Source organism: Rhodococcus sp. KRD197 (genome assembly GCF_017168235.1).
Classification (GTDB): domain Bacteria; phylum Actinomycetota; class Actinomycetes; order Mycobacteriales; family Mycobacteriaceae; genus Rhodococcoides.
The window spans coordinates 516488-530952 of sequence record NZ_JABFAO010000002.1 but is presented as its reverse complement, the minus strand read 5'-3'; the positions used below and the strand labels follow the sequence as shown (position 1 = coordinate 530952).

At 63.9% G+C, this 14465-nt stretch carries 11 protein-coding genes, 1 tRNA gene, 1 other RNA gene and 1 pseudogene; 8 read left to right on the top strand and 6 right to left on the bottom strand.

The genetic code is table 11. The features are described from left to right. Positions 1–38 precede the first annotated feature (38 nt). Together J1M86_RS04690 and ffs are read right to left on the bottom strand one after the other, a co-directional pair. Complete coding sequence (locus J1M86_RS04690; RefSeq protein WP_206508983.1) at positions 39–1325, bottom strand: aminotransferase class I/II-fold pyridoxal phosphate-dependent enzyme; 1287 nt, start codon at positions 1323–1325, stop codon at positions 39–41. 63 nt (positions 1326–1388) lie between these two features. Continuing rightward, an RNA gene (gene ffs / locus J1M86_RS04685) (signal recognition particle sRNA small type) lies at positions 1389–1483 on the bottom strand. Between the two features lie 351 nt (positions 1484–1834). Here ffs and J1M86_RS04680 point away from each other — a divergent pair. Then, a tRNA-Ser gene (locus tag J1M86_RS04680) sits at positions 1835–1922 on the top strand. A gap of 303 nt (positions 1923–2225) precedes the next feature. Here the strand turns inward: J1M86_RS04680 and J1M86_RS04675 are convergent. Beyond that, complete coding sequence (locus tag J1M86_RS04675; protein ID WP_206508982.1) at positions 2226–2972, bottom strand: 3-hydroxybutyrate dehydrogenase; 747 nt, start codon at positions 2970–2972, stop codon at positions 2226–2228. Next, positions 2969–4360, bottom strand: a complete 1392-nt coding sequence (locus J1M86_RS04670) for an MFS transporter (protein ID WP_206508981.1) — start codon at positions 4358–4360, stop codon at positions 2969–2971. The genes J1M86_RS04675 and J1M86_RS04670 overlap by 4 nt, the downstream gene beginning before the upstream one ends. 134 nt (positions 4361–4494) lie before the next feature. Here J1M86_RS04670 and J1M86_RS04665 point away from each other — a divergent pair, with 134 nt between their 5' ends. The 7 genes and pseudogenes from J1M86_RS04665 to J1M86_RS04635 all read left to right on the top strand — a co-directional run bounded on the left by J1M86_RS04665 (position 4495) and on the right by J1M86_RS04635 (position 11297). After that, the gene (locus tag J1M86_RS04665) at positions 4495–5445 is read left to right on the top strand and encodes a LysR family transcriptional regulator (RefSeq protein ID WP_230557359.1); all 951 of its coding nucleotides are present in this window, start codon (positions 4495–4497) and stop codon (positions 5443–5445) included. Beyond that, positions 5442–6323 (top strand): tRNA glutamyl-Q(34) synthetase GluQRS, encoded by an 882-nt coding sequence (gluQRS, locus tag J1M86_RS04660; protein ID WP_206508979.1) that lies wholly within the window; start codon positions 5442–5444, stop codon positions 6321–6323. The genes J1M86_RS04665 and gluQRS overlap by 4 nt, the downstream gene beginning before the upstream one ends. Before the next feature lie 45 nt (positions 6324–6368). Then, complete coding sequence (locus J1M86_RS04655; RefSeq protein WP_075838608.1) at positions 6369–7109, top strand: queuosine precursor transporter; 741 nt, start codon at positions 6369–6371, stop codon at positions 7107–7109. A gap of 143 nt (positions 7110–7252) precedes the next feature. Further along, positions 7253–8089 (top strand): annotated as a pseudogene (locus J1M86_RS04650) (SDR family NAD(P)-dependent oxidoreductase). Between the two features lies 1 nt (position 8090). Next, positions 8091–9011 (top strand): reductase, encoded by a 921-nt coding sequence (locus J1M86_RS04645; protein ID WP_075838607.1) that lies wholly within the window; start codon positions 8091–8093, stop codon positions 9009–9011. Next, positions 9008–10516: an NAD(P)/FAD-dependent oxidoreductase gene (locus tag J1M86_RS04640; RefSeq protein ID WP_206508978.1), complete on the top strand. Its 1509-nt coding sequence runs from the start codon at positions 9008–9010 to the stop codon at positions 10514–10516. The genes J1M86_RS04645 and J1M86_RS04640 overlap by 4 nt, the downstream gene beginning before the upstream one ends. A gap of 34 nt (positions 10517–10550) precedes the next feature. Continuing rightward, positions 10551–11297: a MerR family transcriptional regulator gene (locus tag J1M86_RS04635; protein ID WP_206509149.1), complete on the top strand. Its 747-nt coding sequence runs from the start codon at positions 10551–10553 to the stop codon at positions 11295–11297. Here J1M86_RS04635 and tgt read toward each other — a convergent pair. Both tgt and J1M86_RS04625 read right to left on the bottom strand, forming a co-directional pair. Beyond that, positions 11248–12492 carry a tRNA guanosine(34) transglycosylase Tgt gene (gene tgt, locus J1M86_RS04630; protein ID WP_206508977.1) on the bottom strand — a complete coding sequence of 415 codons (1245 nt, stop codon included), beginning with the start codon at positions 12490–12492 and terminating at the stop codon, positions 11248–11250. The genes J1M86_RS04635 and tgt overlap by 50 nt on opposite strands. 79 nt (positions 12493–12571) lie before the next feature. Continuing rightward, positions 12572–14458: an ABC transporter ATP-binding protein gene (locus J1M86_RS04625; protein WP_206509148.1), complete on the bottom strand. Its 1887-nt coding sequence runs from the start codon at positions 14456–14458 to the stop codon at positions 12572–12574. Between the last annotated feature and the right edge of the window lie 7 nt (positions 14459–14465).

Here is a 14465-nt window from a genome sequence, read left to right as displayed (position 1 = left end):
ATGTGAGTGGAAATACACAGTGGGACACGTATTTCCACTCACATGCGGAGCAGCTTTTCCGTTGCGGCGAGGAGCACGCAGGTCGCCACCCCGTCCATCGACTTCTCGAGCTCATCGAGCGACGGGAAGCTCGGAGCCAGTCGGATATTGCGATCCTCGGGATCGTTTCGATACGGAAAGGCCGAGCCTGCCGCGGTCAGCGCGATGCCGGCGTCCTTCGCCAGCTCGATGGACCGAGTCGCGGTGCCTTCGAGCACGTCGAGGGAGATGAAATAGCCACCCTTCGGCTCGGTCCACGAGGCGATCTTCGACGCACCTAGGCGGTCGTCGAGGATTTCCAGTACCCGCGCGAACTTCGGCGCCAGGATCTCGCGGTGCTTGGCCATGTGCGCACGGACACCCTCGGCATCACCGAAGAATCGCAAGTGACGCAACTGATTGAGCTTGTCCGGACCGATACTCTTCTTGCCCAAATGCTGCTGGTACCACTCGAGGTTCACGTCGGAGCCGCCCAGGAAGCTGACGCCCGCGCCGGCAAAAGTGATCTTGGACGTCGATGCGAAGACGAATGGACGATTGGCATTGCCGGCCTCGGCGGCCCAACCGAGAATGTCGTACGAGGGCGCGAATTCCTCGGTCAGCGGGTGCACTGCATATGCGTTGTCCCAGAACAACCGGAAATCCGGTGCGGCTGCGGGCATCGTCGCCAGCGTGCGCACCACGTTCTCGGAGTACACCGCGCCTGTCGGGTTGGCGTAGTTCGGGACGGCCCACATCCCCTTGATCAACGGATCCGACGCCACCAGCGTGGTGATCTCGGCGATGTCCGGACCGTCGGGAAGCATCGGAATCGGGATCATGTCGATGCCGAAGCTCTCGGTGATCGCGAAGTGGCGGTCATAACCGGGGGCCGGGCACAGGAAGCGAATGTTCGGTTCGGCCGACCACGGCCGCGGGGAGTCGGGCACGCCATGTAGCAGCGCCCACACCACGAGGTCCTGCATGATCTCGAGGCTCGCGTTGTTGCCTGCCAGCAGGTTCTCGACGGGAATGCCCAGGAGCTCACCGAAGATTGCGCGAAGTTCCGGCAGACCCGCGAGGCCACCGTAATTGCGGCAGTCGGTGCCCTTGCCGTCGCGGTAGTCGTCACCGGGGAGCGTCAGCAGGTCGGCAGCGAGATCGAGCTGCTCCGGCGAGGGCTTGCCGCGGGTGAGATCGAGAGCGAGGTTCTCGGACTTCAGCTGGGAGTACTTCGCCGTCTGGCGCTCATGCTCCGAGGCGAGCTCCTCATGGTTCATCAACCCCAATTGGGTTTGCGCTGACATGTGGAGCGGCCTTTCCGTGTCGGGGCAGTTCGTGCAGACCCCTGAGCGTCTGGTCCCTGAAAGTAAAGGGGACCCCGCGCACCCGGCAGAGCCCGTTGACCCTTGCTGCCTTCCGGCCCTGGGGGAGTTCACAGGATGCGCGCCGCGCGGGATCCATTGAAGAGTGTAGCCGTCCTCTCCCCGCGGCTCATCGGTCCCCCTCGGCGGCTGCACCCGGGCCGGTTCCCGTCCCACCCCGCCGCACCCGTCCCACCCCGCCGCATGAGTCCTACCCCGCCGCACCCGTCCCACCCCGCCGCATGAGTCCCACCCCGCCGCATGAATGGCACATTCAAGCCGTCTGGGCGTATGAATGGACCATTCATGCGGTCGCGGCCACCCCCGATACGGTCGCGGCCACCCCCGATACGGTCGCGAGCACCCCCCGAAGCGGTCGCGAGCAGCACCGATGCGGTCGCCGGGTGAGCCCATTTGGGATCTGGAGGGGGTTACCCGGTATGGTGATCCACGGAGGATTCGCCTAGTGGCCTATGGCGCTCGCCTGGAACGCGGGTTGGGTTAACGCCCTCAGGGGTTCAAATCCCCTATCCTCCGCCAGAAACCCCCGCAACTCATCGAGTTGCGGGGGTTTTCTCATCCGCTGCTCTTGTCGGTGGCTGCGTCGACGGTCACCGGCGGCGGCATCCGAGCGTGCGGTCCCGAACCCGAGGCCCGGCAGTTCAAGTTTCAGCCAGGGGACGGAAGCTGTCGGAATTCGGTTCCGGCTGCGCGCCGCGCCGTCTGTAGACCCGCATGAATGTGCCATCACAACGCTCAGACAGTTGCAATGGTCCATTCATGCGGCAAACGGCAAACGGCAAACAGCGAACCGGCAACCGGCAAACAGCCAACGCCAGAACCTCAGCGCGCCGACCACCCTCCGTCCATGGTGTACGACGCTCCGGTGACCATCCCGGCATCCGAGGACGCCAGCCACCCGACCAGGGAGGCGACCTCGGAAGGCTCGACGAGTCGCTTGATCGCACTCTCGGTCAGCATGACCTGCTCGAGCACCTGATGCTCGTCGATCCCGTGTGCCGCGGCTTGATCGGCAATCTGTTTCTCCACCAAAGGCGTTCGGACGTAGCCGGGGTTGACGCAGTTGCTTGTGACACCGCGCCCGCCGCCTTCGAGGGCGGTCACCTTCGACAGTCCTTCGAGGGCGTGCTTGGCGGTGACGTAGGCGACCTTGTACTGCGAGGCTCGCAGGCCGTGCACCGAGGAGACATTGAGGATTCGGCCGAACCCGCGCGAATACATGCCAGGCAGCACTGCCCGGATCAGCAGGAACGGCGCCTCGACCATCAACGTCTGGATTCGTCGAAATGCTGCGGGATCGAAATCGACTATCGGCGCGACGGTTTGGATCCCGGCGTTGTTGACGAGGACGTCGACGTCGAGCGTCAGCTCTTCCAAGGAGGCCGTTTCCAGCAGGTCCACCGCCCAGGCGTCACCGCCCAGTTCCGACGCGAGTTCTTTGGCTGCGACCTCGTCGACGTCGGCGATGGTCACCGTCGCGCCACGCGCAGCCAGTTCGCGCGCGCACGCGGCCCCGATACCGGACGCTCCGCCTGTGACCAGCGCGGAACGTCCGGAAAGGGTCGTCACTTGAGGCCCGCGTTCAACAATTCGGCTTCGGTTGCGAGGTTCTTGGCGTCGGCGAGGTCGATCGTCTCCAGCGCCAGGCCCTTCGTTTCACGCGCTGCGAAGACGGCTACTACGGTGATGGCGCAGGCCCCGGCCAGGTACCACGCGATCGGTACCGCGGAGCTGTACCTGTTCAACAGCCACACCGCGATGATGGGTGCGAGCGAACCGGCCACGATGGACGTCACCTGGTAGCCGAGGGACACCCCGGAGTAGCGCATCCGCGTCGGGAACATTTCGGCCATGATCGCCGGTTGCGTGGCGTACATGAAGGCGTGGCAGACCAGGCCGATGATGATCGCGGCCATGATGACGGCGTTGTGGCCGCTGTTGAACATCGGGTACGCGAAGAAGCCCCAGGTGCCGGCTGTGATGGCGCCGAACATGTAGACCGGTCGTCGGCCGATGCGGTCGGCCAGCTTGCCTACGAGCGGGATGACTGCGAAGTGCACTGCGTGCGCGACGAGCATCCACCACAGGATCGTCTGGGTATCCGTCCCGACCTCGACCTTGAGGTAGGTGATCGTGAACGTGACGACGAGGTAGTACATGACGTTCTCGCCGAACCGCAGGCCCATGGCCGTGAACACCCCGCGCGGGTAACGCTTGAGCACCTCGAAGACGCCGTACGACGCGGCCTTGATGACCTCGGCCTGCTTCTGCGCCTCGAGGAAGATCGGGGCGTCGGTCACCTTGGTGCGGATGTAGTAGCCCACGAAGACGATGACGGCGGAGAGCCAGAAGGCAACGCGCCAGCCCCAGCTGAGGAAGGCCTCGTCGGACAGTGTGGCGGTGAGGACAAGCAGCACGACGGTGGCGAGCAGGTTGCCGGCGGGCACGCCCGCCTGCGGCCAGCTGGCCCAGAAGCCACGTGATTTGTTGGGACTGTGCTCGGCCACCAACAGCACCGCACCACCCCATTCACCGCCGACCGCGAAGCCCTGGATGAAACGGAGCGCCACGAGGAGGGCGGGGGCCCAGTAGCCGATCTGGTTGAACGTCGGTAGGCAGCCCATGAGGAATGTTGCGCCGCCGACGAGGACGAGACTGAACTGGAGCAGCTTCTTGCGACCGTGTTTGTCACCGAAGTGGCCGAAGACTATTCCGCCGAGCGGTCGGGCGAAAAAGCCGACGGCGTAGGTGACGAAAGCGGCGAGGATGGCGTCGAGCTCGCTGGTGCCGGCTGCGAAGAACACCTTGGAGAAGACCAGGGTCGCGGCGGTTCCGTAGAGGAAGAACTCGTACCACTCGACGATGGTGCCGGCCATCGATGCCCCGACGACCTTCTTGAGCCCGGTGGGGGTGGCGTCCGGGTCCGGGCCTCCCGGTGTGTGTTGGTCGACGCTCATGCTGCTCCCTCAGTGATGTGGCTTCAGTGATGTGGATTCGCAGGCGTGGCGATTGTGACCGCGCCCACATCGAAAGCGATAAGCCCGAGTATCGATGCATACAAGTGCGCACCACAATGACCAACAACGCACCCATGATCTGCAAGAATGCACACGTGACTTTCGGTCAGGCAGATTCCGGCAGGCTACCCAGCGCAGACGACCTGCTGATACTGCTCGCTGTCGGCCGTACGGGCAGGTACAACGCCGCGGCCGACATTCTCGGGCTCAACCACACCACCATTTCCCGACGGATCGCCGCCCTGGAAACGAGCCTCGGTGGCCGCGTCCTGGCCAGGTCCGGTAGCGGATGGGAACTGACCGCACGCGGCCGAGACGCGCTGACCGCAGCCGAGAACATCGAAGCGGCGGTCCGATCGTTGATCGGCCCGAACGAAGACGCCGAGGGTGTCGTGCGAGTCTCCGCGACGGACGGCTTCAGCGCGTTCGTGATCGCACCGGCCGTTGCGCAGGTCAGGCGTCGTCATCCGGGGATTTCCGTCGAGATCGTCGCCACCACGCGACGAGCCTCGCAGCAGCGCTCGGGAATGGATGTCGAGATCGTCGTCGGGGAACCACAGGTGCACCGGGCGGAAGCGGTCAAGCTCAGCGACTACTACCTCGGCCTCTATGCCTCGCAGACCTACCTCGACGAAAACGGCACGCCGGAATCCAAGGACGACCTACGCGCCCATCCCCTGGTCTACTTCATCGACTCGATGCTGCAGGTGGACGATCTCGATATCGCACCCGGTTTTGCGCCGTTCATGCGTGAATCGGTGACCTCGACCAATGTCTTCGTCCACGTCGAGGCGACCCGCGCGGCAGCCGGGATCGGCCTGCTCCCCTGCTTCATGGCCGACCGCCACGACGACCTGATCCGCTTGCTCCCACAGGAGGTGGCCGTGCGGTTGGACTACTGGCTGGTCTCGCGAGCGGAGACGCTACGACGACCCGAGGTGGCACACGTCGTCGACGCCATTCGGTCGTCGGCGGCGGCGCAGCAGTCCGCGCTACTCGGCCACCCGGAAAGGACACCGTCGTGACGTCAGGCCGCTTCGCTCCGAGTCCCTCGGGTGACCTGCATCTGGGCAACCTGCGCACGGCGCTGCTGGCATGGCTCTTCGCGCGTTCGTCCGGCCGTCGGTTCCTGATGCGCATGGAGGATCTCGATCGCGTCCGCGAGGGCTCCGAGGCCCGGCAACTCGCGGACCTGCGGGCAATCGGGTTGGACTGGGACGGACCGGTGGTGCGTCAGTCGCAGCGCACCGCGCTCTACGAGAACGCGATCGCGTTCCTCACCGCAGCCGGCCTGACGTACGAGTGTTTTTGCACGCGTCGGGAGATTCTCGAGGCGGCGTCGGCTCCGCACGCTCCGGCCGGGGCTTATCCCGGAACCTGCCGGAATCTGACCGAGGCGCAGAAATCAGCGCAGACCCGTCCGCCGGCCCTGCGTCTGCGCGCCGAGGTGACCGAATTCGCCGTCGACGACGTCGTGGTCGGAAGGTTTCACGGGCAGGTCGACGATGTCGTGCTCCGCCGTGTAGACGGCGTGCCCTCCTACAACCTCGCTGTCGTCGTCGACGACGGAGATCAGGGGGTTGACCAGGTGGTGCGCGGCGACGACCTGTTGTCGTCCTCGCCGCGTCAGGCATATCTGGCCACGCTGCTCGGCATCACGGTTCCGACCTACGCGCACGTGCCGCTCGCGCTGAACTCGCAGGGAAACAGGCTTGCCAAGCGCGACGGCGCAGTCACGCTCGAGGATCAAGCCGCGCTGGGATTGGGGCCTCGGGACGTGCTCTCGATCATGGCTCAGTCGCTCGAGCTCGCTGCTCCGGACGAGCCCGTCACGGTTGAGCAGCTGCTGCGACGCTTCGATCCCGCCGCACTTCCCCGCACCCCGTGGATTATCGAGACATAAAGGACGCGATTCTCTCCTGGGGTTTTGTCGTGCTTGGATTGGCGAGTGACAGCTCAGAAATTCGATGACGCACCCGGAGCCGTGGCGCGATTCGCCCACGTCAGCCGTGGTTACTATCCGACGCTCGTGGCCCTGTTCACGGCGGTCCTCATCATCTCGAATGTGACGGCGAGCAAGGGCGTCGCGTTCTTCGGTGATTCCAGTTTCTTCCTCGGCCCGTTCCAGGTGTTGCCGATCAATACCGACGGCGCTTTCTTCCTGTTTCCTCTCGCTTACATCCTCGGCGATGTGCTCAGTGAGGTTTACGGCTTCAAGGCGACCCGACGCGCGATCTATCTCGGCTTCGGGTCGATCATCTTGACGGCAGTGTGCTTCTTCATCGTCATCGAACTCCCGGTGGCGGGCTTCTACGAGAATCAGGAAGCCCTCGAAACGGTGGTCGGGGTCGTGCCACGCCTCGTACTTGCAGGCCTGGCGGGCTATTTCGTCGGGCAGATGCTCAATTCGCTCGTCCTCGTTGCCATCAAGGAACGCACCAAGGAAAAGCACCTGTGGGCGCGCCTGATCGGGTCGACGATCGTCGGCGAGTTTTTTGACACGCTGATCTTCTGCGCCATTGCCGCGGGCGTCATCGGCATCACGACGTGGCACGACTTCATCAACTACGTCATCGTCGGATTCGTCTGGAAGACCCTCGTCGAGATTCTCGTGCTTCCCATCACCTACCAGGTCATCGGCTACATCAAGAAGCGTGAGCCCACCTACCAGCAGCCCGTGAACGCGTAACCACTTTCTCTTTCGAGCAGGGCCCGACCGCACAGCCGGTCGGGCCCTTTTTCGTCGCCCGAGCGCGCGTCCCCGACACGTATTACGGCGCCGTCGAAAACTGCGCCATTGACAAATGGCATGGTTAGGGTGAGTCTGATCTCATGACTGAGTCCCACAACGCTCGCGCCGTCGTAACCGGCGCGGGCAGCGGCATCGGCCGCGCCTTCGCACTCGAACTGGCCAAGCGCGGAGGTGAGGTCGTCTGCGCGGACATCTCCCTTGCCCGAGCCGAGGAAACTGTCCAACTCATTGCCGAGAACGGCGGCACCGCCCACCCCGTCGTCTGCGACGTCGCCTCTCGCGAACAGGTCGAGGACCTCGCCCTCTTCGCCGAACTGACCTTCGGCGCGGCACCCACCCTGGTGATCAACAACGCCGGAGTCGGGATCGGCGGCACACCCGTCGGTGACATCGGATTCGACAACTGAAACTGGGCCCTCGGCATCAACCTGTGGGGCGTCATCCACGGCTGCGAGATCTTCACCCCCGGCATGCGGGCCGCCGGGAAGGGCGGATTCATCAACGTCGCCTCCGCCGCAGGATTCGCCGCGGCCCCGCTGATGGGCCCGTACAACGTGGGCAAAGCAGGCGTGATGTCGCTGTCGGAGACCATGGCCGCCGAGCTGTCCGGCACCGGCATTCGCGTCACCGTGCTGTGCCCTACGTTCGTCAAGACCAATGTCGCGATCGACGGCCGGATCACCGACACGGGAACAAAGCTGGCTGGAAAGCTCATGGCGAGCACCGGTTTCAGCCCGGAACGCATCGCCGTGGACACCTTGAACAAGTACGACCGCGGACGCCTCTATGTCGTCCCGCAGATCGACGCCAAGCTCATCTGGCGTCTCAAACGCATCGCACCGGCCCTCTACACCCGCACCCTCGGGCTGCTGGGGCGGTTCGCACCACAGGAATCAACCGAGAAGGCAGGAGTCTGACATGGCGTTCGATTTCGACGACATGCTCGTCAAGATCAAGGACAAGCAGTGGGCGTTGGCCGATATCGACTGGGACGCACCGGGCGCCGAGACCATCAGTGATGAATTGTGGACCAAGCTCAAGCCGTTCATGGCTGACCTGATGTGGATCGAGAACGTCGGTGCGCGCGGCTTCGCGGCCATGGCACAGAAGGCTCCGACCGACACGCTCAAGGAGATCTACACCTATTTCCATGCCGAGGAGCAGAAGCACGCCAATGCCGAACTCGCGCTGATGCGTCGGTGGGGCATGCTCGACGGCGACGAGATCCCACAGCCCAACGTCAACGTCAAACTCGTCATCGACTGGCTGGACAAGTACTCCGACCAGACCTCGCTGGCCGTCCTCGGCACCGTCATCCCGATGCTCGAGGTCGCGCTCGACGGCGCATTGGTGAAGTTCATCGTCGACGAGATCGACGACCCCGTCTGTCAGGAAGTATTCAAGAGGATCAACTCCGACGAATCTCGCCATCTCGCAGTCGATTTCCAGGTCATCGAGCTTCTCGGCCATGCCAAGATGCGCAAGATCCTGGTCGAGACCGCCGGCGCCTGGATGAATCCGTCGCTGATCATCGGGACCTTGCGCTACATCCCACTGTTGAACAAGATGCGTGACAACATCGTGGCCATGGGCGTCGATGAGGAGCGCCTCTACACCGCAATGCGTCGATTCAAGAAGGTCGGCGAGAGAAGCGAATTCCCGAATCGCCTACCGATGTACCGCTTCATCAGCTGGCACTCCGGGGTCGTCATCAACCGGGCACATCCGTACCACAAATTCGCCGACTCCCTCGTCAAGATCACCGCCAAATATCCCAAGCGAATGCTGCGGCCCCAGCCGACCTGGTCCAAGGAACTCACCTACGAGCCGGTCGCATGAGCAAGACTGGCCCACTCCCGCTTTCGGTCGCCATCATCGGCGGCGGCTTCGCCGGGATCGGCACCGCAATCAGACTCAAGCAGAAGCGCATCGACAACATCGCGGTGTTCGAGCGCGGAACGGCCGTCGGCGGGACCTGGCGCGACAACACCTACCCCGGCGCGGCATGCGATATCCCGTCCCGCCTCTACTCCTACAGCTTCGCACCCAATCCCGACTGGTCGCACACCTACTCCGGCAGCGCCGAAATCCTTCAGTACATCGAGCGCATGGTCGAAGACTTCGGCGTACGTCCATTCCTGCGGCTCGGCCACAACGTCACCGGTGTGAGCTGGATCGACGCCGAACAGGTGTGGGAACTCTCGTTCACCGACCAGGTCCCGGTACGAGCACGATCGGTGGTGATGGCCTCCGGCCCGCTCGCCAACGCGAGCTTCCCGTCCATCCGCGGCATCGAATCCTACGAGGGTCACAAGATCCACAGTGCCCGCTGGGATCACGACTACGACTTCACCGACAAGAAGGTGGCCGTCATCGGCACCGGTGCGTCCGGAGTCCAGATCGTGCCCGAGCTCGTGAAGGTCGCGAAATCGGTGAAAGTCTTCCAACGCACGCCCGGTTGGGCTCTGCCGCGTACCAATTTCGCAACCAGCCAGCGCACCAAGGACATCTACCGGCGCTTCCCCGCCACCCAGACGCTCGCCCGCAAGGCCTGGTTCTGGGGACACGAGTCCGTCGCGCTCGGGGTGGTCTGGAATTCGCCACTGACCCGCGTCGTCGAAGGCGTCGGGAAAATGCATCTCCGACGCCAGGTCAAGGACCCCTGGCTGCGACGCCAGCTCACCCCGGACTTCCGTGCCGGGTGCAAGCGGCTGCTCATGACGAGCGCCTTCTACCCCGCCCTGCAGAAGGACAACTGCACGTTGGTGACCTGGCCGATCGCCAGGTTGGCGCCGAAGGGAATTCGCACCGTCGAGGGCATCGAGCATCAGGCCGACGTCATCGTCTTCGCGACCGGGTTCGATGTGTCCAAGACGGGTACGCCGGTACCCGTCACCGGTCGGGACGGGCGCGTGCTCGCCGACGAGTGGAGCTCAGGCGCCAAGGCCTACAAGTCGATCGCGGTCTCGGGCTACCCGAACATGTACTTCACGTTCGGCCCGAACTCGGGACCGGGCCACAGTTCGGCGCTGGTGTACATGGAAGCCCAGATCGACTATCTCGTCGACGCGATCTCCTACGGACTCGCCCGCGAGGCCGTGTTGGACGTGCGAGCGGACCGTCAACTCGACTACAACACCGATCTGCAGCGACGCCTGCAGAAGACGACGTGGAACTCGGGCTGCTCGAGCTGGTACCTCACCGAGGACGGATTCAACGCGACGATGTTCCCCGGCTTCGCGAGCCAGTACGTCGGCCAGCTCGCCGAGGTCGACTACGACGATTACACGGTGACGCAGTACCTACCGTCGACGTCGGCGTCGCGCCTGGACGCTACCGTGTAGCAAAGCAGTCGTGCCGGCGGAAGGGCCTTTTCAGGTGGAGTATCGGATCGATGAACTTGCCCAGGCCGCCGGCACGACCACGCGCAACGTCCGCGCGTACCGCGAGCGTGGCCTGCTGCCACCGCCCGAGAAGCGTGGCCGTGTGGGGATCTACGGCGACTCGCACCTGGCCAGACTGCGTTTGATCGATCTCTTGCTGCAGCGCGGTTTCACCACTTCACACATCGGCGACTTCATCACTGGGTGGGAGAATGGCAAGGATCTAGCCGAGGTGCTGGGGCTGCAGAACGCCGTCACCGAGCATTGGTCCACCGACGATTCGCTCGAGATTCCGATGTCGCTGGTAGATGAGTTCCTCGGCGGGAGCGAGCAGTTGGGACGTCTGGAGGCACTCGGTCTGGTTCGCATGGAAGGTCAGACGTGTGTGTTCACCGACCGTGAACTCCTCGAAGGCATCATGTCCCTGTCCGAGTTCGGCTTTCGTATCGGAGCGCTCATCGATGTGCACGAGCGGATCCACCGTGCGATCGACGGCATCGCCAAGGACATGATCGCCACCGCGAAGGGCCATATCGTCGACGAGCACGGCGACGGTTGGCTACCCGGCGAGGACGAGGTCGGCGCGACGACGGACATGCTCGATCAGCTGCGTGAACTCGCGGTGCGGTCGGTCAACTCGCTCCTCGCGCGCAGCCTCGACGACAACCTGCAGCGCGAACTCGGCGACTACCTCACCGTAGCGATGGAGTCGAATAGAAGCGGCCCAGAAACTCGTCCTTGAACTCGTGAAAACTGCCCTGCTGGATCGACGCTCGAATATCGTCGACCAGTTTCACCGTGAATCGTTCGTTGTGAATGGTGCACAGCGTGGAAGCCAACATCTCCTTCGCCTTGAACAGGTGATGGATGTAGGCCCTGGTGTAATGCGCGCACGTGTAGCAGTCGCAGTTCTCGTCGATCGGCGTGAAATCTCGGCGGTGCTTGGCAGTATTGATGTTGAACCGCCCCGTCGGGACGTAGATTGCCGCATTGCGCGCCACGCGTGAGGGATTGACGCAGTCGAAGGTGTCGGCGCCGTTCTCGATGGCAGTGAAGAAGTCGTCCGGCTCGCTGATGCCCAGCATGTGCCGCGGCTTGTGTTCGGGCAGTTCCTCGTTCACCCACCGGGTGATGGTGCCGAGGTTCTGCTTCTCGAGCGCTCCCCCGATGCCGTAGCCGTCGAAACCCCGCCCGGTCTCCCCGGTGATGGTCTCGAGATCGTGAGCGGCCTTGCGGCGCAGATCCTCGTACTGCGCGCCCTGCACCACCCCGAACAGCGCCTGATACGGCTTGCCGACGCGTTCTGCGGTGAGCCGCTCGTGCTCGAGCACGCAGCGCTCCGCCCAGGCCTGGGTGCGATCGACCGACAACTCCTGGTACCCGCGGGTGTTCATCAGAGTGGTGAGCTCGTCGAACGCGAACATGATGTCGGCGCCGAGCCGATGCTGAATCTGCATCGACACCTCGGGGGTGAAGCGGTGACGCGAACCGTCCAGATGCGATTTGAAGGTCACCCCGTCGTCGTCTACGTGTGCGAGCCGTTCCTTGCCCTCGGCGATGACGTGGTCGGATTCGACGCGGTCCACCTCCATCGAGATGACCTTCTTGAAGCCCACCCCGAGTGACATCACCTGAAAGCCGCCGCTGTCGGTAAACGTCGGGCCGTCCCAGTTCATGAACGCACCCAGACCGCCCGCCTCGTCGACGATGTCCGAACCCGGTTGCAGGTACAGGTGGTAGGCGTTGGCGAGCACGGCCTGGGCGCCGAGTTCCTTCATCGCCTCCGGCAGGACCGCTTTGACCGTCGCCTTGGTGCCGACGGCGATGAACGCGGGGGTCGCGATGTCGCCGTGCGGGGTGTGGATCGTCCCGGTGCGACCGAGGCGGTCGTCGAGGCGGGTGTCGATACTGAAGAACGGGTCGTTCGGGGAGCTCACGGGCCCACCCTATGCGCTTCGCACATGTGCGCGGAAATACGTGTCAGGTCATGTATTTCCGCGCACATGCGCGGAGCGCCTAACTGAACTGCGAGGAATACAGCCGCTGGTACGCCCCACGCTTCCTGAGGAGCGAATCGTGGTCGCCCTGCTCGACGATGTGGCCGTCCTCCATGACGACGATGAGATCGGCGTCGCGAATGGTGGAGAGCCGGTGCGCGATGACGAAACTCGTCCTGTCGCTGCGCAGGGCCGCGGTGGCCTTCTGCACGAGCAGTTCGGTACGGGTGTCCACCGAGCTGGTGGCCTCGTCCAGGATGAGGATCAGCGGCTTGGCGAGGAAGGCCCGGGCAATGGTGATCAGCTGCTTCTCACCTGCACTGACATTGTTGCCCTCCTCGTCGATGAGGGTGTCGTACCCGTTCGGCAGGGAGTGGACGAACTTGTCGACGTAGCTGACCCGTGCGGCCTCGAGAATTTCCTCCTCCGATGCGCTGGGGTCGCCGTAGGCGATGTTGTCGCGAATGGTGCCGCCGAAGAGCCAGGTGTCCTGCAACACCATGCCGGTTCGCTCGCGCAGCTCGTCGCGAGTCATCTCGCGGGTGTCGACTCCGTCGATGGTGATACGGCCGGAGTCGATCTCGTAGAACCGCATGATCAGGTTGACCAGCGTCGTCTTTCCGGCACCGGTCGGGCCGACGATGGCGACGAGATGTCCGGGTTCGGCGACGAGCGAGAGGTCCTCGATCAGCGGCTGGTCGTCGTGGTAGCGGAAGGAAACGTTCTCGAACGAGACCCGGCCGGTGTCGACTGCGGGAACACGCGCGTCCGCAGGGTCGGGCTTCTCGTCCTCGGCGTCGAGCAACGTGAAGATGCGCTCGGCGGACGCGACGCCCGACTGGACGAGGTTGACCAGCGCACCGACCTGGGTGAGGGGCTGGGTGAACTGACGCGAGTACTGGATGAACGCCTGCACCTCACCCAAACTGATGGTGCCCGACGCCACCCGCAGGCCACCGACCACCGCGATGATGACGTAGTTCAGGTTTCCGAGGAACATGATGGTCGGCATGATCATCCCGGAGATGAACTGGGCACGGAAGCTCGACTGGAACAGCTTGTCGTTGCGCTCGCCGAATTCGCGTTCGACCTCGGCCTGACGGCCGAACGCCTTGACCAGCTCGTGCCCGGTGTAGGTTTCCTCGATCTGACCGTTGAGCTTGCCGGTGTGCTTCCACTGGTCGACGAAGTGCGGCTGCGAACGTTTGGCGATGACCGCGGTGACGGCGAACGAGGCCGGCACGGTCAGCAGCGCGACCAGCGCCAGCAGCGGCGAGATCCAGATCATCACACCGAGGATGCCGAGCACGGTCAGCACGCCGGTGATCAGCTGGCTCAGTGTCTGTTGCAGGCTGGTGGAGACGTTGTCGACGTCGTTGGTCACCTTGCTGAGAAGCTCACCGCGCGTGTGGGAATCGAAGTACTTCAGCGGCAGTCGGTGGACCTTCTTCTCGACGCTGGCACGCAGGTTGCGGATGGTGCGCTGCAGAGCGATGTTGAGCATATAACCCTGCGCCCACGCGAGCAGCGAGGACGCCACGTACAGCACCAGCACGAAGATCAGCACCCAGCCGACGGCGGAGAAGTCGATACCGACGCCCGGAACGACATCCATGCCGGAGACCATGTCGGCGGTGGTGTTCTGGCCGTCCGCTCGAAGTTCCGCAATCGCTTGGTCTTTGGACAAGCCAGCGGGCAGCTGTTCGCCGACCACACCGTTGAAGATCAGGTTGGTGGCGTGGCCGAGCACCGACGGCGCGGCGACCGTCAGCACGACGCTGGCGATGGCGAACACCAGAATCACACCGAGCAGCACCTTCTCGGGGCGAAGCAACCCGAGGAGGCGTTTGAGCGAGGGCTTGAAGTTCAGTGCCCTCGTACCCGGCACGGGCGCCTTGGGGGCGATGCTGGGG

Bases quoted from the DNA above. Each gene is read 5' to 3' on its own strand.
- J1M86_RS04690 (WP_206508983.1), bottom strand. From the start codon at position 1,325: ATGTCAGCGCAAACCCAATTGGGGTTGATGAACCATGAGGAGCTCGCC.
- J1M86_RS04670 (WP_206508981.1), bottom strand. From the start codon at position 4,360: ATGAGCGTCGACCAACACACACCGGGAGGCCCGGACCCGGACGCCACC.
- J1M86_RS04665 (WP_230557359.1), top strand. From the start codon at position 4,495: ATGATCTGCAAGAATGCACACGTGACTTTCGGTCAGGCAGATTCCGGC.
- J1M86_RS04645 (WP_075838607.1), top strand. From the start codon at position 8,091: ATGGCGTTCGATTTCGACGACATGCTCGTCAAGATCAAGGACAAGCAG.
- J1M86_RS04640 (WP_206508978.1), top strand. From the start codon at position 9,008: ATGAGCAAGACTGGCCCACTCCCGCTTTCGGTCGCCATCATCGGCGGC.